This window comes from Rhodoferax sp. P2_H8_2 (assembly GCF_056403235.1).
Genome location: NZ_JBFUFW010000002.1, coordinates 438323 through 458272, shown reverse-complemented (window position 1 = coordinate 458272; position 19950 = coordinate 438323). Strand labels below are relative to the sequence as shown.

Here is a 19950-nt window from a genome sequence, read left to right as displayed (position 1 = left end):
TTTCAATCATGCGTCGCTTTCTTCTTTCATTGCTCGTTATTGCTGCTGTACCCGTTTGGGCTGAACGTCTCACCATTGATCGCATCAACTCAGACCCGGCACTGTCCGGGCCGCGCGTGCGTGGCCTGCAGATTGCGCCGGATGGTGCACGTGTCACGTTTCTGAAAGGGCGGCCCGACAACCAGTTTCAGCTCGACCTGTGGGAGTTCAACCTGAAGGACCAGGCCACACGGCGTTTGGTGAACTCCACGTTGCTGGCCCCGCAAGAGAATCTGTCGGAAGCCGAGCGCGCACGTCGTGAGCGGGCGCGCACCGCCAGCTTCAAGGGCATTGCCAGCTACAGCTGGTCACCCGATGGCAAGCAGATGCTGATTCCGTTGGGGGGCAGCCTGTATCTGATCGACGTGGATACCCCGGACAAACCGCGCAAGGTGGCAAGTGGCGATCTACTGGACCCCAAGATTTCGCCCAAGGGCCGCTATGTCTCGTTTGTGCGCGATCAAAACCTGTGTGTGGTGGATTTAAAGACGGGCAAGGAAAAGCGTTTGACGCGGGACGGCAAGGGCACCATCCACAACGCCGAGGCCGAGTTTGTGGCGCAGGAAGAGATGGACCAACGCAGCGGCTACTGGTGGGCGCCCGACGACTCCGCCATCGCATTCAAGAAATTTGATGAGAGTCCGGTGGCGATTCAAAAGCGCTTTGAAGTGCAGGCCGACCGCACCAACGTAACGGAACAGCGCTACCCCGCAGCGGGCCAGCCCAATGTGCACGTTTCACTGGCCGTGGTATCGCCCGCAACCGGTGCCGTCCGCTCCGTATCGCTGGGCACGGAGCAAGACATCTACCTGGTGCGCGCCGACTGGAGCGCCGATAGCAAGCAGGTGTTCTTCCAGGTTCAGGCGCGCAACCAGAAGCAGCTGCAACTGCGTGCTGCGGCAGTGGATACGCTGCACCCGCGCGTGGTGGTGGACGAGCAGGCCAAGACTTGGGTCAGCGTGCTGGACGAACCGCATTTCCTAAAGACACAGAAGGCGTTCATCTGGACTTCCGAGCGCAGCGGGCGCAAGCACTTGTATCTGGTGGGGCTGGACGGCAAGGTTGTGCACCCGATCTCCTCGGGCGAGTGGGGCATTGACCGCTTGCTGGCGGTGGATGAAAAAGCGGGCCTGGCTTATGTGTCTTCCAACCGCGATGCGGTGATCGACAAGCAGGTCTACGCGTTGCGCCTGGATGGCAGCAATGCCAATGCGCCGCAACGCATCACGCAAGGCGATGGCTGGCATGAAGCCAAGTTTTCCGAAGCGGGTCAAAGTTTTATCGACACCTTCTCCGATCCTGACACGCCGCCCCAAATAGGCATCTACAAGCCCGATGGCGCACGCGTTGCATGGATCGAGGCGAACGCGCTGACGCCACAACATCCGTACTACCCTTACCTCAGCAGCCACGTCAAAACCGAATACGGCACATTGAAGGCGGCTGACGGCCAGACCCTGTATTACGAATTGCGCAAGCCGCTGAACTTCGATGCCACCAAGCGCTATCCGGTATTCCTGTCCACCTATGGCGGCCCAGGTTCGCAAGTGGTGGGGCGTAAATGGGGCAGCCTGTTCGAGCAATACATGGCGCAGCAAGGCTATGTCGTCTTCTCGCTGGACAACCGAGGCTCTGCACGGCGTGAGCGCGTGTTCACCGATGTGATCTATGGCAACCTGGGTCGCAATGAAGTGCAAGACCAATTGACGGGTATCGACTGGCTGCGCAGCCAGAGCTTTGTAGATGCCAAACACATTGGCGTATTCGGCTGGAGCTACGGCGGCTTCATGACAGTGCGCCTGCTGGCCGCCGCGTCAGACCGCATCGCCGCAGGCGTCGCCGTGGCGCCGGTGACTGACTGGGCGCTGTACGACACGCATTACACCGAGCAGTTCCTTGGCAGCCCGAAGGACAACGCGGAGGGCTATGCGCAGAGCGGCGTGTTCGCCCAACTGGATGGCCTGCGCTCACCGCTGTTGCTGATCCACGGTATGGCCGACGACAACGTGCTTTTCACCAACTCCACCCGGTTGATGGATGCGATGCAAAAGAAGGGTATCCAGTTCGATCTGATGACCTACCCTGGCGGCAAGCACGGTCTGTCCGGCCCAGCCAGCCAGAAGCATGTGTTTCGAGCGATTGCCAATTTCTTTGATCGGCATTTGAAGGCGCAGCAATCGGGCATTGACGAGCAGCGCTAACTCGACCTGTGTTTTGGACTTGTCCCCAGGCTCTTCATATATTGCCTGGGCACCAGGCCGCGAAACATTTCGGTGATCGGCTCAACCTTTTCTCTGGCAGCGGGTTCGCCGACGCTGTCCGCCAGAGCACTGACCAGATCACAGCGCAAGTACCACAGGGCTTGAACGTCGCTTGCACGTACGACGCAAGACCAGACGTAGCTGCAATCGCTGGAGTCATCGATCAACGTAAGCTGATACATCATTGCGGCGCGAATGTCTTCAATGCGCCCGTCCGCATCCACTTCCGTTGCCGGGTCGGAGAGTAGCGACACAAAGCTGGATGTAAATCGGGACAGAGTCTTGAGCATGGTTCACAGACTAGATATCCATGCTGCCCGGTTCTGTGCCATGGCGAACACAAGTCCAAACTTGTATCGATTTCTGGATCGACATAAAAAAAGGGCGCCCGAAGCGCCCTTTTTGTATCCGCCGTAAAGCCTATTTCTGCCCGGCTCGAATCTCGGCGGCGATACGCTTTGCCGAGTAGACGTTGTCCAGCGCTTCCAGCAGTGCCTGTGAATGCACGGCCACGGTTCGGTTGAGCTTCTCGTCAAAGCCAAACTCACCGCCCAGTGAGTGGATGTTGCCGTCGAACACCAGGCCCACCACTTCCCCATTCTTGTTGACCATCGGCGAGCCGGAGTTGCCGCCGATGATGTCGTTGTTGGTGACGAAGTTGAACGGGGTCTTCAGGTTGACCTTGTTCTTGGCCGCCAGCCAGCTTTTAGGCAGGGCGAACGGCTCTGCGCCGGTGTGGCGGGTGTAGGCGCCGCCGATCTCGGTGAAGGGCGTGACCGGTGTGCCATTCTCACTCCAGCCCACGACGCGACCATACGACAAGCGCAGTGTGAAGGTGGCGTCCGGAGGGTTCTCGGTGCCGTAGACCGCAAAGCGGGCCTTGGCCAGGCGCTCTTCCTGCTTCTTCAACGGGCCTTGCACCTCTTCTTCAAATTTCTTGCGGATCGCACGCACTTCGGCATCGTAAGACGCGACAAATTTGATCAGCGGGTCTTTGGATGCCGCAATGGTTTTGCTGTCCGCATCCCACAGCGTCTTGCGCAGGCCTCCCACGGGCTCGCCCTTGGCGTTCATCTTCAGCTCTTGCAGGCGCGTGCCCTTGACCAATTCATTGGCGACCTGCTCCGGACTCTTGTTGCCCAACAGCCTCTTGACCAGCGGGTGGTCTGCGCTCAGGTCTTCGCGGAAGCCGGTCAGGCCGTGCTTCAAATGGGCGATTTCAAATTCCTTGTAGATCGGCGCGTCGGACAACACGCCTTGCTCCATTTGGGGCATGCGCGCATCGGCGAATTCGCGCAAACGGTCTGCGTTGGGTTTGGTCTTTTCATCGGCATGGCGCACGATGTTGCGGGCAATGCTCACCAGCCTGCTGCCGAAATTGCTGCCCAGCGCGTTGGCGGTCTTGCGCATTTCGTTGCGTTTTTTGGTCAGTGCAGCAATGTTGTCCCAGACGTCGCCGTACTCGTTAAACAGTGCGGGGTTTGCTACCACCTTGGATCGGAAATCGCGTTCATTCTTCTGCAGTTGGCCAAAGAATGCGGCGTCACCCAACGCTTCGTGCTGACCTCTGCGTGCTTTCAGGCTGTTCTCCACGCCAAACAAGTCGTCGTTGGAGTGGCGCAGTTGCTCCTTGCCACGCTTCTGGTATTCCGTGATCCAGCCGCGTTGTTGCGACAGGCGCATCAGCGTGACGGGCAGACCGTGGTCACGCTGGTCTTCCATTTGCGCAATGGTCATGCCACGGCTGGTGCCGCCGGGGTTGCCGGAGACAAAAGTCAGCTCGCCATCCTTGATGCCGGTCTTTGCGAAGGGCAGGTAGTTGGTCGTCTTCCAGGGCTTGCCGTCTGCACCGTAGATGCGCAGGAAGCTGACATCCAGGTCGTAACGCGGAAACATGAAGTTGTCTGGGTCACCACCAAAGAAGGCGATGGCGTCTTCTGGTGCGAACACCAGGCGGATGTCCTGGAGGCGACGGTATTTGTACAGGTTGTACTGGCCGCCGCGAAACAGCGTGACCACGTCACAGCGCCACTCCTTGCCGGTTGCGCATTCTTTTTCGATGCCTGCAATCGTCGCTTTCTGCACTTCGTCGAACTTTTCGGTGGGTGCATTTTTAGTCGCGTCCTGCACCACTTGCGTCACATCGGTGATGGCCGTGAGTTGGTTCATCTCCATGCCGGGGCAATGGGGCTCTTCCTCCATCTTGCGGGCGAGAAAGCCATCTTTGTTGAAGTCCTTCTTGCGCATGCCAGACAGGTTCTGGATGCAATCGCGCGCGCAGTGGTGGTTGGTCATCACCAGGCCGTCCGGTGACACGACAGAGGCCGAGCAGCCACCGGCAATGCGCACGCTGGCCAATTGCAACTGCTTGAGCCAGTCGGCACCAGGCGCAAAGCCGTAGGCCGCGCCTACTTTGGCGGCAGGAAACTGGTTGTAGGTCCACATGCCTTCGTCGGCAAGTGCAACCCCCACATTGAGGGACAACAGCCCCGCCAAGAAAATAGCCAAACTGCGACGCATAGGTCTGCCCCTTGTATGGAAAAGCGGCCAGTGTAGCGATGTTGCGTGATGCTGGCTTGCCTGCATCAGCCCCTTGCTCTATAGTTTTGGGCACATTCAGGAGTCACCATGGCGTTCGCGAAAATTGCTCTCACCCCCATTTGTTTTGCTACTGCCTTGCTGGTCAGTAATGCGCATGCACAAACCAAACCGCAAGTCGTCAATCCACCCAAAACCATCTTGTGGATGGACGTATCCACCGGTGGCATGGCGGGCATGCCGGAAATCGAAATCCCGGGTATGGGGAATTTGATGGGCGGACTGATGGGCGCGATGGGCAAGTCGTCCGACGCCAAGAGCACTGGTAAAGAGTATTACGGCATGGCGCGCACCTTCCACATCATGCCGCCGCGTATCGTGGACGTGGCCTTGTGGAATGGCTTGAAGCCCAACACCGAGGCTGCGCAGCGGATTCCTGCGGGCATGAAGATGGGCGACAAACTGCCACTGCTAGCCGTCGATCCCGAACGCGTGGCGGAGCCAGGCAAGCCTGGCAGTACCGGCACTTACGACTACGAGCCACCCAAAGGGCGATTGCTGTTTTACTGGGGTTGCGGCACGAACGTGCGTTCCGGTCAGCCGCGTATTCTGGATTTGAGCAAGCTCACAGCAGACTCGATGCAGGCTTTCGGCAATGCGTTCAGTGGCCGCTATGCGCCGGACCGCGGCGCCAAAGTCAAACCCGGTTACGACGTATTCCCGAATGAGCGCGACAAGCGCGGATTGCCCAAGGGCGCGTCGCTAGTAGGTGAGCACCAGATTGTTGGCGATGGCGTTCCTGAGTCGTTCAAGTTCACGCTGAATGCGGCGCAGGATGTGATGCCGCCGATCGAGCTACAAAGCCATGGCGGACTGAAAGACAGCATCGCGCTGGAGTGGGCTGCGGTGACCAATGCCAAAGGCTACTTCCTGAACGCCATGGCGGTGCAGGGAGAGGACATGATTTTCTGGTCCAGCAGCGAGCAGCCGGACTCTGGTTTCGGATTGTTTGATTACCTGTCCAACGCCAACATAGACAAGTGGGTCAAGGACAAAGTGCTGCTGGCATCCAGCGTCAACAAATGCGCGGTGCCACAAGGCATTTTTGATGCAAAAGCCGATACGGTGCGCAGCAAGGGGCGCGATGGTGGCGGCGCCTTCCTGCGAATGGTGGCGTATGGCGGCGAACATGGCTTTGTGCATCCACCGCGCCCCACCGATGTGAAGATTCCGTGGGACCAGGAGTGGTCGGTGCGCCTGCGTGTGAAGTCACAGACTATGGCCATGCTCGGTCAGGACATCATGCCGAGCCGCGACACATCGCAAAACATGCCGCAGGACGAACAAAACAAGGAAGCGCCGAAAGATCCGGCCGACAAGAACCCCTTGAACAGCGTCCCGGGCGCTGTGAATTTGTTGAAGGGATTGTTCGGTCGCTAATGGACTGGCAAGTCAGTAGCAAGGTTGCTATTGACTGAGCGGGCATTACTGTATCGGTTACGCTTCTGGCCGGGCAAATCTGCCCGCGTTTCACCTCCAGGAGACCCCATTCAGTGAAAGCCCACGTTCTCGGCGCCATCGCGCTCATGATTGCCGGTGCCACCAGCACCACCCATGTTTTTGGCGCCGAACCGGCAGCCACCCAGGCTGCGGCCAGCGCGCTGCAGTCCGGCCTGAATCCGCAATACAGCGACGCTGCGATTCGTCCGCAAGACGACTTCTTTGGCCATGTCAACGGAACCTGGCTGAAGAACACGGAGTTCCCGGGAGACCAGTCCAGGCTGGGTTCTTTCATGGAGTTGCGTCAGGCGGTGCTGCCTCGCCTGAAGACCATCATTGATGGTCTGTCCAAGACCGAGAACAAGCCCGGCACCGACGCGCAAAAGATTGCCGACGCCTACGCCAGCTACATGGACACAGCCACGATCGACGCGTTGGGCTTCAAGCCCTTGCAGGCCGACTTTGCCCGGATCGATGCATTGACCGATGTCAAACAGATCCCGGCGCTGATCGCCTGGTTCAACAAGATCAGCGACTTTGCGCGCGGCGACAACAAGATCCTCGACACCGCGCCTTACGACATCACTGTGCACCAGGACAACAAGGACGCCACCAAGTACGTGCTGGATCTGGGCCAGGGTGGCCTGGGTATGCCTGACCGTGACTATTACCTGAACGACACCGACGCCAAGCTCAAGAGCGTGCGCGACAAGTATCTGGCGCACGTAGAAAAAATGCTGGCGCTGTCCGGCGACAAGGATGCGGCCAAGCATGCTGCCGATGTGCTGGCACTGGAAACAGCACTGGCCAAAGCCCAATGGAGCAAGGTTGAGTTGCGCGACCCCGTCAAGGCGTATAACAAGATTGCCATCAACAAGCTCGATGCACTGACACCGGGTTACAACTGGGCCGGCTACTTCAATGCACTGGGTGTCAGCGGCAAGATCAAGTACGTGATCGTCGCGCAACCGAGCTACCTGACGGCGTTGAACCAACAGCTGCAGACCACGCCGCTGGATGTCTGGAAGACCTATTTCAAATGGCACCTGTTGCGCAGCAGCGCACGTCAACTGTCGCAGCCTTTCGTTGACGAAAGCTTTGCCTTCAACGGGGCCACATTGCGCGGCGCCAAGGTGCAGGAAGACCGCTGGAAGCTCGGCGTGCGCATGCTTGACGCGGTGATGGGCGAGAGCTTGGGCAAGTTGTATGTAGCCCAGTATTTCCCCGCCAAAGACAAGGCCAGCATGGAAAAGCTGGTGAAGAACCTGCTGCTGGCTTTCAAGCAAGGCATTAACACGCTGGACTGGATGAGCCCGGCCACCAAGGCCGAGGCGCAGCGCAAACTAGCCACCTTCGAAACCAAGATCGGCTACCCGTCCAAGTGGAACGACTACGCCAAGTTGCATATCGTCAAGGGCGATGCATTGGGCAATGTGCAGCGCGCCAAGCAGTTCAACACCGAGCTGAAGCTGGCCAAGCTGGGCGGTCCTATCAACCGCGCCGAATGGGACATGACGCCGCAAACGGTCAACGCGTACTACGACCCCGAGAAAAACGAAATCGTGTTCCCGGCCGCGATTCTGCAGCCACCGTTCTTCAATGCCGCAGCGGATGATGCAGTCAACTACGGCGGCATTGGCGCGGTGATTGGCCACGAAATCAGCCACGGTTTTGACGACCAGGGCGCGCAGTACGACGAAAAGGGCAACCTGCGCGACTGGTGGACCAAGGACGACCACGCCAAGTTTGAAGCAAAGACCAAGATGCTGATCGCGCAGTACAACGGCTTCAGCCCTATCGCTGGCTACACCGTCAACGGCGAGCTGACACTGGGCGAAAACATTGCCGACAACTCCGGCTTGGCCGTGGCTTACAAGGCCTGGAAGCTGTCGCTGAAAGGCAAGCCAGCGCCAGTGATCGATGGCCTGACCGGCGAGCAGCGTTTCTTCTTGGGCTTTGGCCAGATCTGGCGCTCCAAGACGCGTGAGCAGTTGCAGATCGAGCACCTGAAGACGGATCCGCATTCCCCTGGCGAATTCCGCGCCAACGGCTCGCTGCGCAACTTCACGCCGTTCTACGAAACCTTTGGCGTGAAAGAGGGCGACAAGATGTACTTGCCGCCCGAGAAACGCGTTTCTATTTGGTAACTACTGGATAGTGGGGCCACGACGAATCAGCAAGGGCTGACCGTCGGCCTCATGAGCGACTACCGAGCTGCTGGCAAAGGCAGCAGCTTGCCCTCGGATTGCGCTGGCGCTGCGATCTTCAAAATGCGCGATAGCGTGGGCGCAATGTCCACCACTTCGACGCGCTCTTGCACTTGGCCAGAGCCCACCCAACGCGGACCGTAGAGCAGGATGGGCACATGGGTGTTGGCGGGGTGCGGTGCGTCGTGGGTTGTTCCGGCCTTTCGCGTGCCCACCATCCAGCCCGGCTCCAGCACGATGAACAACTGTGCCGAACGGTCGGCGTACCAGGAGTTGCGTGCTGCGGCCAGGAAACGGTTGGTAGTCGGCTCTGTGCCCGAGAGTTGCGCGCGCGTGAAAACGTCCAGCACGCCGGTGATCCCGAGCAGGATGGATTTCGCTTCATCCTCAACGACAGCACTGTTCAAACCTTTGGCTTCGATCACTTTGTTGTCGAGCAGCACTCCGCCTGCAGAAAACCCAAACGCCCATTTGGCCTCACCAAATTTCTCGGATAGCCCGGCGTTCACGCGGGCCACGGCTTGCGCTGCGTTCAGCCGCCCAGCATTGCGCCCCTGCGATTGCGCCCATTCGGGCGTATCCAGAAAGCCGTGGTCGGCGGTCAGCGCCACGACGTAGTTGTTCTTGCCGATGCGCTGATCCAGGTCAGCGAAGAAGCTTTGCAGCGCGCGGTCCAGGTGCAGAAAGTGGTCGTGTGACAGGCGTGATTCCGGGCCGAACGCGTGGTTCACATAGTCGTGGCCGGACAGGCTGACCGCGAGAATATCGGTTTGCGGGCCCATGCCCAGTGACTCGCCTTCGATGGCGGCGCGTGCGAATGCCAGCGACAGTTCATCACTGAAGGGCGTGGCGATCAGGTTGACGTAAAAGCGTGGCCCAGGTGCGTCACTGCCTTCCCCGATGACGACAGGCAAACGGTTTGGATTGCCATCCACGCGCTGCCAGGCTTGGCCGTCGGGTACGGAGCGCTGGTAGGCCGACTCTGGCAACAGCGGCGCCCAGGTTTTCTTGAAATAGGCGTCGGCAGGCTTGGCCGCGTTGAAGGTGTTCACCCATTGTGGATGCGCCTTCATGTAGTAGGTGCTGGAGGCATAAATGCCGGTTTCATCCATGTACATATAGGCCGTGCCCGCATGGCCCGCAGGCAGGATGGCGCCGCGGTCCTTGCTGGAGATGGCAATCACTCTGGATTCCGGTGTGCCGCGGCGCAATACATCGCCTACGGTCTCCACCATCAAGTTCTTGGGGCTGGTGCCGGACATCGGTACAGTGATGTTGCCGATATAGGTATGGGCATCGTCTTGCGTGCAGTACAGGTACGCGCCGGTAACGGGGTCGCGCCATTCGTTGCTGATGATGCCGCTGCGGTGCGGGTAGGCGCCGCTGAGCATGGTGGCATGGCCCGGTGCGGTGACCGGGTAACCGTGGCCGTAAAAAGCATTGTTGAAGGTGACGCCGCGCTGCAGAAAACGGTTAAAGCCATCGGGCGCCAACTGGTCGCGGTAGCCCAAGACCTGGCGCATGGGCAGGCCATCAATAGCCAGGAAGACCAGCAGTTTGGGCGCGGGCGGATTGGTCGGTGGCTGGGTCGCGCAGCCCGCGGGCCCCGCACTCAGCACAGCGGCGATGGCGGCACAGGAAAGCAGTCGTTTGAACATGTAGAGGGAATTCATGGCGCACAGTGTAGGCAAGCTGTGTGAAGCTCGGGCGTTTCCGGCATGTTTTCCCTAATAATCGGCCATGCCTTTTGAAACTGCACCTCCCACCTCCTGGATGACACGTCTGCGCTGGGGCGTCGGCGGCCTGTTGCTGGTGTGGGTGCTGTTGGCGATGCTGGTGCCGCCGCTGGTCAAGCGCGAAATCGAGCGACAGGGCACAGCCGCACTGGGGCGTACCGTGTCGGTGGGCGAGGTGGGCTTTCAGCCCTGGTCCTTGCGGTTGACCCTCAACGATTTGAAGATCGGTGCGGCGGAAGGCCGCGGCTGGCAGTTCACGCTGGCGCGCCTGGAGGCCAATCTGGAGCTGGAGTCGCTGCTGCGCATGGCGCCCGTGCTGGACAGTCTGGTGCTGGATATTCCGCACCTGAACCTCGCCCACACCGGCCAGGGTCATTACGACATTGACGACGTGCTCCAGCGCTTGAGCAAGCCCTCGGCAACGTCCGCTTCTAAGCCCCTGCAATTTGCGCTGTACAACGTCCAGGTGCACAACGGATCGGCGGACTTCACCGATTCCCTGCCATCCGGGACACAGACGCATAAGCTGAATAAGCTCGAAGTGAGTATTCCGTTCCTGAGCAATCTGGATTACCGGCGCACCGCGCAGATCCAGCCGCATCTGGCGTTTGAGCTCAACGGCAGCAGCTTTGACACAGCGATGCAGGGTACGCCGTTTGACACCTCTCATGCGATGGAAGCGCGCCTGAAAGTGCCGCGCCTTGATCTTGCACCGTGGTTGCCTTATGTGCCTGCCGATCTGGCGATACGCCCCAGTACGGGTGTGCTGGATGCGGATTTGCGCATTGCGTTTTCTGATGCGCCCAAGGCTTCGGTCAAGGTCTCTGGCCATCTTGGTGCCAGTGGACTGGTTCTGAAGGATGCAGCGGGCGACGAGGTATTGCGAAGCAATGCCGTTACTGCCGAGCTGGACGACGTGCGCCCGTTGGAGCGCGTAGCAACGCTGGCCTCTCTCACGCTGGAAGCGCCCGCATTGCAATGGGTGCGCAAGCGTGCGGGGCGCCTGAAGGTGGAGTTGCTGGATGTTCCGGTCTCCGAAGATGCTACTAAATCAGGAGCTTCTTACGCACATTCTGCGAGGGCTGCAGGCCTAAATGATGCTAAATCTCCAGCGAAGAGCGAAGACTGGAAGCTGACCCTGCATGCGCTGCGCATCCAGCGCGGGCAACTGCGCTACAGCGACGAAAACTTCAAGCCTGCCGCTCTCGTGGCGCTGGCAGATGTGGATGTGCAAGCCAGCGCACTGCAGTGGCCTTTGTCCGACAAACCCCTTGCCTTCAAAGCGTCTGCCAACGCGCCAACCAAAGGCAAGGCATCCCGTCTGCAATTGCAGGGAGACGCCACGGCGGAAGGCGGGGCGACGCATCTGCAGCTCAACGATGGTGCGCTGGTGCTGGCTGAGCCTTGGGTCAGCGAATATTTGGTGCCCAAGCTGCGCGGCACGCTGGATACGGAGCTGGATGTGCGCTGGCAGGGCGACAAAGTACAGATCGCGATCTCCAAGCTAACGCTGACGGACGCAGCGCTTGTCGGCATGAATACGCCCGCTGTCGCCGGTGCCCCGGCACGCAGCGGCCCGTCGTCCAGCGACATGCCGCGCATCCAGTCGCTGGAGTTGCAGGGTGCCACGGTCGATCTAGCGGCCCGCTCTGCAGCGTTAGGCAAAGTCATATTGCGTGCGCCCAGCACTGGTGTGCGCAGGAGTGAAGACGGGCGCTGGATGGTTCAGGCCTGGATGAAAGCGCAGAAGGCAAACGATGGAGAGGCCTCCGCTACGCAGACCCCGTGGCGCGTGCAACTGGAGAGTCTGGTCGTCAGCGACGGTGTCGTGGCCTTCTCGGATCGCAGCAAGGGCAAGCCGGTGCGCATGGAAGTGTCTGGGCTGAGTGTGCAGACAGGCGCGTTGGATGTCGCGGGCAAAGAGCCCGCGCAACTGACGCTGGCCGCGCGTTTGCGCTCCGGGCAGACCGAGACGGGCAGCCTCAAGTTCAAAGGCATGGCAGCGTGGGCGCCTCTTCAGCTGCGGGGTGAGCTAGATGCCACCGACGTGCCGGCTCACGCGCTGGTGCCGTACTTTGCCGACCGCTTGAATCTGGACATCTTGCGCGCCGATGTGAGCCTGCGCGGGCGGCTGCGTTACGCCGACACGCCCGCCGGCGCTGAGGTGAGCCTGCGGGCCGATGGCGCGCTGGAAGAGTTCCGCGCCAACAACGCAGTAGCCGCGAAGGAGGGCGATACGCTGGCACTGGGCGAAGAGCTGTTGAGCTGGAAGGCGCTCAACGTGCCCGGCATCGCACTTTCTATTGCGCCCGGCAAACCGATGCGGCTGCAGGTACGCGAAGCTGCGCTGACCGACTTTTTTGCACGCATCGCCGTGGCACCGGATGGACGCATCAATTTGCAGGATCTGGTGAAGCCAGCACCTGCGGGCACTGCCGCTGAGCCTGCCGGACCACCGGCGCAGATCACCGTGGGGCCGATGACGCTGGTGCAAGGCAAGGTGCTGTTTTCAGACCGCTTCATCAAGCCCAACTACAGCGCAGACCTGAGCGAGTTGACCGGCAAGCTGGGCGCGTTTGCAACGCAGGCGCCAGGCGCGGAGCCCAAGCTGGCGGACCTGGAGCTGCGTGGTCGGGCCGAGGGCACTGCGGCGCTGGAGATCACCGGGCAGATCAATCCGCTGGCCAAGCCGCTGATGCTGGATATTGAAGGCAAGGTGCGCGATCTGGAACTGCCGCCGCTGTCTCCCTATGCGATCAAATACGCGGGCTACGGCATCGACCGCGGCAAGATGAGCGTGACCGCGCACTACAAGGTGGAGCGCGACGGCCAGCTCACTGCCAGCAACAAGGTGGTGCTCAACCAGTTGGCGTTTGGTGAGGCCGTCAACGGAGCGCCCAATAGCCTGCCAGTGAAACTGGTGACGGCGCTGCTGGCCGATGACAACGGAATGATCGACCTGGATCTGCCAATCAGCGGTTCGCTGAACGATCCACAGTTCAGCGTGGGGCCGGTCATCTGGAAGGTCATTACCAATGTGATCGCGAAGGCGCTGACCTCGCCGTTCAGTTTGTTGGGCGGTGGGTCGGGCGATGCCAACGAGAGTGGTGGACGCATTGCATTTGCGCCGGGCAGCAGCGCGCTGGATGCGCAGGCCGTACAAGCGCTGGACAAGGTCATTCAGACGGTGAGCGGCAAGGCGGCGCTGTCGCTCACAGTGACAGGCACGGCGCACCTGGAAGCTGAGCGCGAAGCACTCAAACGCGAAAGACTCAAGGGCCTGCTGATTGCCGAAAAGCGCAGGCGCCAGGCGCAGGACGCAGCAGCGATCTCGACCGTGACCGACGAAGAGGCGCCAGCGTTGCTCAAAGCGGTGTACCGACGCGCAGAAATCAACAAGCCGCGCAACATCCTGGGGTTGGCCAAAGAGCTGGCGCCGCGCGAGATGGAAAACCTGCTGCTCGCCAGTCTGCCGGTGGACGCGGATGCGATGCGCGCGCTGGCGCAGGCGCGGGGTGTCGTGGTCAAGGACTATCTCGCCGCGCATAAGTTTCCCTCCGAGCGTTTGTTTTTGGGCAGCGTCAAAGTCGAAGAATCGGCAACACCGGACAAAGCATTTCAGCCCGTTGCCGAACTGGCACTGACCCACCGTTGACAGGAACCACCATGTACAACCCCAGCCATTTTCAGGAAACCCGTCTTGACGTGTTGCACGGATTGATCCGTCAGCAACCGCTGTCTACGCTTGTCACGCTGACTGCAGACGGCTTGGTGGCGAACCACATCCCTTTGTATTTGCGTTTCGATGGCACAGGGCAGGGTACGCTGGTCGGCCATGTCGCTCGCGCCAACCCGATATGGAAAGACTTTGATGCGAACACCGCAGCACTAGCGATCTTTCAGGGGCCGCACAAATACATCACGCCGCGCGCCTACGCCACCAAGGCAGAACATGGCAAGGTGGTGCCGACGTGGAACTATGTGACGGTGCATGCACGCGGGCCACTGCAAGTGCAGCAAGACCCGGCGTGGATTCGCGCACAGCTGATGGACCTCGTCACGCAGCAGGAAGCGCCTGCACCTGCGCCGTGGGCAGTGGACGACGCGCCGCGTGAATACACCGACACGATGATCCGCGCGCTGGTGGGTATTTCGATTCCTATCGTTGATTTGTCCGGCAAATGGAAGGTCAGCCAGAACCAGCCTGCTGTGAATCAGGCCAGCTTGTTGCAGAACTTGCGTGCAGAAGGTTCGGCAGATGGCGATGCGATGGCAGGGTTGGTGGCAGCCGCAGTCGGAGCGCGCGGATGAAGTTGTACTGGCAGCGCGTGCTGCTGGCCGTTGTTGCGGCGGGATTGGTAGCAGCGCTGGACGCGGGCTTGCGCAAGAGTGCGCCAGGTGTTGCACAAGCCGTGTGGCCAACCAACGCAGAGCCATCGGGTATGCAAAACTGGCAAGCCGTTGGCAAAGGGCATATCCCCATGCCTGCTGATGCCCGTGCGGCACATGCCAGCTATCTGCTGGCGATGCCCAAAGACCACACCGCAGCACTGACCGCATTCTGGTTTGCCGGAGACCGCGAGAGCGCACCCAATGTGCAGATCGCCGCCGCGCAGTGGGACCGGAAGACACAACAGTGGACGCCAGCGCGCTTTGTGGTGAACCGCCATGCGATGGGCGAGGCACTGGGCTTCGGCCTGCGCCGCTTGGGCAACCCGGTCGCATGGCTGGATGGCCAAGGCCGCATGCATCTCTTTGTGGTCGCCACCGGCTGGGGCGGTTGGGCTGCGGGGCGTGTTCTGCATTTGCGCCAAAGCAGCGCAGGCAGCGACTTGAAAGAATTGGAATTCGAACCCGAGCGCGTGTTGCCGCTGTCATGGCTTTGGAACACCAGCTACCTGGTTCGCAACGCGCCATTGCCGCTGGCCGACGGTGGAATGGTGTTACCCGCGTATTTTGAACTGGGCATCAAGTACCCCACTGCGCTGCGCTTCGACAGCGATGGCAACTTTGTCGGCATGCAGCGCATCTCGGCAAGAACCTGGGCGCTGCAACCCACCTTGCTCGCGCAATCCACCACGCGCTGGCTGGCGCTGATGCGCGACACGCGGCCGAACGGCAAAGTGCTGGCTGCACAGACACAAGACGGCGGACAGTCCTGGACCGATGTGCCAGACCTCGCGCTGGTCAACCCGGACTCGGCCGCCTCCGGCGTGGCGCTGACGGCGCAAGATCAACTGCTGGTGCACAACAGCGCGCCCGCTTCGCGCGAGAAGCTGGATTTAAGCTACTCGGCCGACGGCGCGCAATGGCGCAAGCTGCTGGCGCTGGAAGACGGCGTCAAAGGCGACGAGTTTTCCTACCCATCCATGGCCTGGGCCGATGGTGCGCTGTGGGTCAGTTACACCGACCACCGCAAGGATATTGCGTGGCAAAAGCTAACGCCCGCCGTTGCGAAGGGCACACCATGAACGCGCAGTGGTTCAACGCGACGCCATTGTTGCCGCACCCGGCAGTGCAATACGTGGCCACGCATTTCGGTTGGGGTTTGGTGTTGGCCGCATTGCTGTTGTGGGCCGCGCGGCGCTGGACTGGTATGGGCCGCACGGGGCACGCAGTATTGGCGGTTTTGGCCTTTGGCAGCTGCTTTCTGCCCGGAGCGCTCTCGACTGCCCACTGGCTGGGGCTGGCCTTTCAGGCACCCAGCTTGTGCACTGCGCTGATCTGCGCAACCCTGCTGCGCGCGCAATTGCGCAAGGAGACCTTGCCATCTGCAGCGCTGGTTGTTGAACTGTTGCCCGTACTGATTTCGGGCGTAGCACTGGGTTGGTTGCTACTGCTAGATACGCTGGCCTTGCTGCCAGTACAACTCTATGCGGCGGGTTTCCACCCGCTGGCCAGCGGTGTTTTGCTGCTGCTGGGTTTGCTTCCAGGCATCTTGCATGGCGCGACGGCTTGGCGCAATGAATGGGTGCGGGTGTTGCCTGCGGCAATCGTCCTTTTCTTGCTCTCGCGCTGGCCGAGTGGCAACGTCTGGGACGCAGTGCTGGATCCGTGGCTGTGGCTATTTCTGAATGGTTTTGTGATTCGCAACATCTGGAAGCGCAAGAGATCGATGTGACTGGGTGAGTTCAAAAAATCAAGGTGTTCTGACGATCAGCCATTCGCGCCGAAACAACCACTGCTGCGGATACCAGAGGTTATCCAGCGTGATCTCACCGCCCTTGTGACGACTCTTTACATGCCAGCGCTGGCCAATCACTTTGCACTGCGGCACGCAACTAGGTTGCAACTCGGCAGGCGTGTCTTGCAACCACACCACTGCATCAAACTCATTGAGCAGCCGTGCCAGTCGTTCAACGGGCGGCATCTCCGGGTACAGGCCGCCAGAGTTCTTGCCTTCGGCGTCATACGGCGTGATGCGCGCGCCATGCAGTACGAAGTGGAAGCGCTCGTACTGGCCGGTGAAACCATTCGGTACCGCAATGCGTTTACCTTGCATCGCGGCATGTACGTCAGGGGCGTAGTCTGTGGCTGTATGCGAGATGGGTTCCACCATCAGGCCAAAAGTGCCATAGACCGCAAGGCAAGCGACCAACGTGGCGTTGCGTGCCCAGGAAATGCGAGAAAATCCGACTACAACGCCCGCCAGACCTGCGCAAGCAGCTACTAAAGTCATAGCAACTTCTGTCTGGCTTGCCATGCCCATTTCGCCCATTGCCCAGGCAATGCGCGCCAGCAGCACCAGCACGGGCGCGGTAATCAGCAGCGTTACCAGGAACCAACCCTTGGCGATGCGTTCCCACACCAGCGCCATCGCTATTGCCAGCGCGGGCATGGCTGGAATCACGTAGCGGGCGGAGCGTTGACTGGGGATCGTGAACACGATCAGCCACACGGCAAGCCAGGCCAGCAGAGTCCAGTGCGCGGGCGACAGTTGTGCGTAGACCTTGCGGCGAATGCCTTGGGATACGGCCCACCAGCAGAAGCCCAGCGCGGGCAGGGCCAGCAGCCCGGCGTTTTCCGGATAGGCAAGCAGCTGCGTCCACATCGGATACGCGCCAAAGAAAGCAGCGTGCCAGTAACCCTGGCTGTTGGACATTTTGCCGGCGTTTTCAGCGACAACAAATTCCTGCCACACCGCAGCAGGGTCCGGGTCCAGCACAAACCACAAGGCAAAGATCGCCAGGCCAACGAGCGTGCTCCAGCCCAGGCCTGATGTCGCGTTGAACGCGCGGCGCCAGCTCCAGCGTGGTTCATTGGGATAGCTCAGCAGTAACGCGCACCAAACGGCTGCAGCGGTAGGTGCCAGCAAGGCAAATGACTTGTAGGCTGCGCCCAGGCCCATCGCTACGCCCAGCAAGGTATAGACGAACCAACCGGGCGTAGAGATTTGCACAGTGGCGTCCGTCATCTGGCGCAGGCGCATCCAGAGCACCCACCACATCGGCAACGCCAGCCAGAAGGTTTCGGGTGCCGAGGTTAGGTAGGCGCGGCCGTAGCGGAAGGTGGAGAAGTACAGCAGATACAGAACCGCCGCCAAGCAGGCAGTGCGCCATTTGCCGGAAATGTGCCGCGTGAAAAAGGCGATCAGGGCGGTTGTCGCGAAGGTGTACAGGATGCTAGGTAGGCGCAGGTTGAACAGGCTCCAGCTTTGCCCCCAGTCACCGGCAACCATGGCTTGCCAGATCAGCAGCGGCGGCTTGGTGTTGCGTGTGTCTATCAGTTCGGATTGCAGTGGCAACCAGTGACCGGACTCGGCCGTCATCCGGGCGATATGGATATAGACCATCTCATCGCCGTTGGTGGGAGCGTAGGGGCTGTCCAGGCCGAATAGGTACAGCGCGGCTGCGAAGGCTAGCAGCAGGCACCAGAACCAGGACGGCAATTTGCCGGAGCCGTCCATGAAACTCAGTCCTCGTCCTTGTGGCGCTTGAAAGTCCAGCGGTCGTTGGCCAGGAAGTTGCTGACGCTGGCGGCTGCAATGGCGATCAAGTTGGCCAGGCGATAGTCCATCGTGCTGGATAGCAGCAGCGTCAAAACGTATTGCAGCGCACTGCCAAAGGCCGAGGCAGTGGCGTACTGGCCAAATTCCTTGCCAATCAGGCGCAAGCTGGGCAGTGGTACATGTTCCTCCGCCTCCATGGTGCGCACCCGGTCCGACCAGGTCCACAGCCGGTTCCATGTGAAGTTGTTCAGCGTGGCCACACTAATGGCCAGCGCCAGTGACAGATAAGGTTTCTTGTAGCCCGCTTCAATCGCGTTGAAGATGTGTTCGTGACCGATGTGCAGCATCACCAGATTGACGACGGTACCGCTGGCGCCGACGATGCCGAACTTGATATATCGGTAGCGTTCGATCAAGCCCAGAGCCCACAGAACCAGGCGTTGCACTGCGTTCATAACGTAGTGGCCGCGTTAGCGTGCAAGAAGGCCAGGGCCTGGTCCAGCACCGGGTCGGGTGCAATGCGCTTGAGGCACTGGTTATCGCCATCGCAGAATGTCAGGCGGTGGTTATAGGCCGACAGGCAGGGCGAGCAGGCGATGCCGCTTTCCAGCACTTTGTTGCGTGAGCCCAGCGGGCCATAGAGCTTGCCGGTTTCGGGGCCGAAGAACACCATGGTCTGAATTGGCGTCAGCGTGGCGAAATGGCCTGGGCCACCATCATTCGTAATGAGAAGGTCGGACGCATGGAACAACATCAGCAGCTCGCGGATGCTCTTGGTGTAGCCGGTCAGGTCAACGCAGGCGGTGCTTTGAATTTGGGTGATCAGATCCTTGGCCAACTGAGCGTCGTCTTTCAGTCCAATGAGACCGACGGCATAGCCCTTGGCGCACAGGCCTTGTGCAACGCGGGCGTAATGCGTAGCGGGCCAGGCACGTTCCGGCAGGATGCCGCCGCCGGCGTACATCAACACCAGTTTTTTCCCTTGCGTGATGGGGTGGTCGCTGCGCACCTTTTCGCGGTAGGCGTGCAGTTCATCCGGCGTGAATGCGACCGACAGCTCGGTGTCGTGCGGCAGTTCGCGAATGGCGGCCGCCTTGTTACGCGGCGTGCTGCCCGCTGACTCCAGCGCATCGACCAGCGAGAGGAACTGTTTGCTGATGTGTTGGTAGGGGTTGTAGGGAATACTGTGGTTGATGAAGCTGCCGCGGTACAAACCTTCTTGTGTGTGCGGCGTAAAGCCCACGCGCACCGATGCACCGGTTGAGAACGACAGCAGGGCGCTGACGCGGGAAAACAGTTCGCAGTCAATCACCGCGTCCAGACCCAGCTTGCGCATCTCGAGGCTGATCTTCAAAATGTCACGAATCAGATTGCCACCGGAACTATCGTCCAGGCTGTGCATGTTCTCCAGTTCGGTGAGCTGCAGCAGCTTGGAGACTTCCTGGTTCTTCTTCAGTTGCAGGATGTGAATCTTGGCGCTGGGGTACTTGCGGCGGATCTCTGCAAACATGGGCCCCGCTAGTACGATGCTGCCCATTTCGGACAGCAGGATGACCAGGATGTTTTTGGCGTCCTTTTTGATCTGCGCTGGAGCTCCGAAAAGGCTGGTGAATCGCACCCACGCAGACACGACGCTACAAAGTAACTGGCCGACCCAGCGGTCAATGAAGCGTTGTGTCTGGAGTTTCATGGGGTTTTAATCAGTTGGGGTCAGAGCACAC

13 protein-coding genes are annotated in these 19950 nt (G+C 60.2%); 7 read left to right on the top strand and 6 right to left on the bottom strand.

Annotated features, from left to right (window positions below; all coding sequences use genetic code 11):
• The first annotated feature begins 8 nt into the window (after positions 1-8).
• On the top strand, positions 9-2240 hold the full coding sequence (locus AC1DV6_RS05110; protein ID WP_477975739.1) for a S9 family peptidase: 2232 nt from the start codon (positions 9-11) through the stop codon (positions 2238-2240).
• Here AC1DV6_RS05110 and AC1DV6_RS05105 read toward each other — a convergent pair.
• Entirely contained in the window at positions 2237-2590 is a 354-nt protein-coding gene (locus AC1DV6_RS05105) for a hypothetical protein (RefSeq protein WP_477975737.1), read from the bottom strand. The two genes, AC1DV6_RS05110 and AC1DV6_RS05105, sit on opposite strands and share 4 nt — an antisense overlap.
• A gap of 130 nt (positions 2591-2720) precedes the next feature.
• Complete coding sequence (locus AC1DV6_RS05100; RefSeq protein ID WP_477975735.1) at positions 2721-4820, bottom strand: S46 family peptidase; 2100 nt, start codon at positions 4818-4820, stop codon at positions 2721-2723.
• Positions 4821-4928: 108 nt separating this feature from the next.
• Between AC1DV6_RS05100 and AC1DV6_RS05095 the strand changes: the two genes are divergently transcribed.
• Together AC1DV6_RS05095 and AC1DV6_RS05090 are read left to right on the top strand one after the other, a co-directional pair.
• Positions 4929-6278 (top strand): hypothetical protein, encoded by a 1350-nt coding sequence (locus tag AC1DV6_RS05095; protein ID WP_477975733.1) that lies wholly within the window; start codon positions 4929-4931, stop codon positions 6276-6278.
• Positions 6279-6424: 146 nt separating this feature from the next.
• Positions 6425-8485, top strand: a complete 2061-nt coding sequence (locus AC1DV6_RS05090; protein ID WP_477975986.1) for a M13 family metallopeptidase — start codon at positions 6425-6427, stop codon at positions 8483-8485.
• A gap of 59 nt (positions 8486-8544) precedes the next feature.
• Here AC1DV6_RS05090 and AC1DV6_RS05085 read toward each other — a convergent pair whose 3' ends face one another.
• Positions 8545-10218 (bottom strand): alkaline phosphatase family protein, encoded by a 1674-nt coding sequence (locus tag AC1DV6_RS05085; protein WP_477975731.1) that lies wholly within the window; start codon positions 10216-10218, stop codon positions 8545-8547.
• 67 nt (positions 10219-10285) lie between these two features.
• Here AC1DV6_RS05085 and AC1DV6_RS05080 point away from each other — a divergent pair, with 67 nt between their 5' ends.
• The 4 genes from AC1DV6_RS05080 to AC1DV6_RS05065 are packed head-to-tail and all read left to right on the top strand — an operon-like array spanning position 10286 to position 16402.
• On the top strand, positions 10286-13936 hold the full coding sequence (locus tag AC1DV6_RS05080) for a DUF748 domain-containing protein (protein WP_477975730.1): 3651 nt from the start codon (positions 10286-10288) through the stop codon (positions 13934-13936).
• Positions 13937-13947: 11 nt separating this feature from the next.
• Positions 13948-14592, top strand: coding sequence for an FMN-binding negative transcriptional regulator (locus AC1DV6_RS05075; RefSeq protein ID WP_477975728.1), 645 nt, complete (start codon positions 13948-13950; stop codon positions 14590-14592).
• Positions 14589-15752, top strand: coding sequence for an exo-alpha-sialidase (locus tag AC1DV6_RS05070; RefSeq protein ID WP_477975726.1), 1164 nt, complete (start codon positions 14589-14591; stop codon positions 15750-15752). The genes AC1DV6_RS05075 and AC1DV6_RS05070 overlap by 4 nt, the downstream gene beginning before the upstream one ends.
• Positions 15749-16402 (top strand): hypothetical protein, encoded by a 654-nt coding sequence (locus tag AC1DV6_RS05065; protein WP_477975724.1) that lies wholly within the window; start codon positions 15749-15751, stop codon positions 16400-16402. Before AC1DV6_RS05070 ends, AC1DV6_RS05065 begins: the two co-directional genes overlap by 4 nt.
• An 18-nt stretch (positions 16403-16420) precedes the next feature.
• Here AC1DV6_RS05065 and AC1DV6_RS05060 read toward each other — a convergent pair whose 3' ends face one another.
• From AC1DV6_RS05060 to AC1DV6_RS05050, 3 genes are read right to left on the bottom strand one after another with little or no spacing between them, the layout of a single operon-like run.
• A complete protein-coding gene (locus tag AC1DV6_RS05060) occupies positions 16421-18187 on the bottom strand; it encodes an ArnT family glycosyltransferase (RefSeq protein ID WP_477975722.1) in 1767 nt (588 codons plus the stop codon).
• A gap of 5 nt (positions 18188-18192) precedes the next feature.
• A complete protein-coding gene (locus AC1DV6_RS05055; RefSeq protein ID WP_477975720.1) occupies positions 18193-18684 on the bottom strand; it encodes a GtrA family protein in 492 nt (163 codons plus the stop codon).
• Entirely contained in the window at positions 18681-19919 is a 1239-nt protein-coding gene (locus AC1DV6_RS05050) for a glycosyltransferase family 9 protein (RefSeq protein WP_477975718.1), read from the bottom strand. Before AC1DV6_RS05050 ends, AC1DV6_RS05055 begins: the two co-directional genes overlap by 4 nt.
• Positions 19920-19950: the final 31 nt, after the last annotated feature.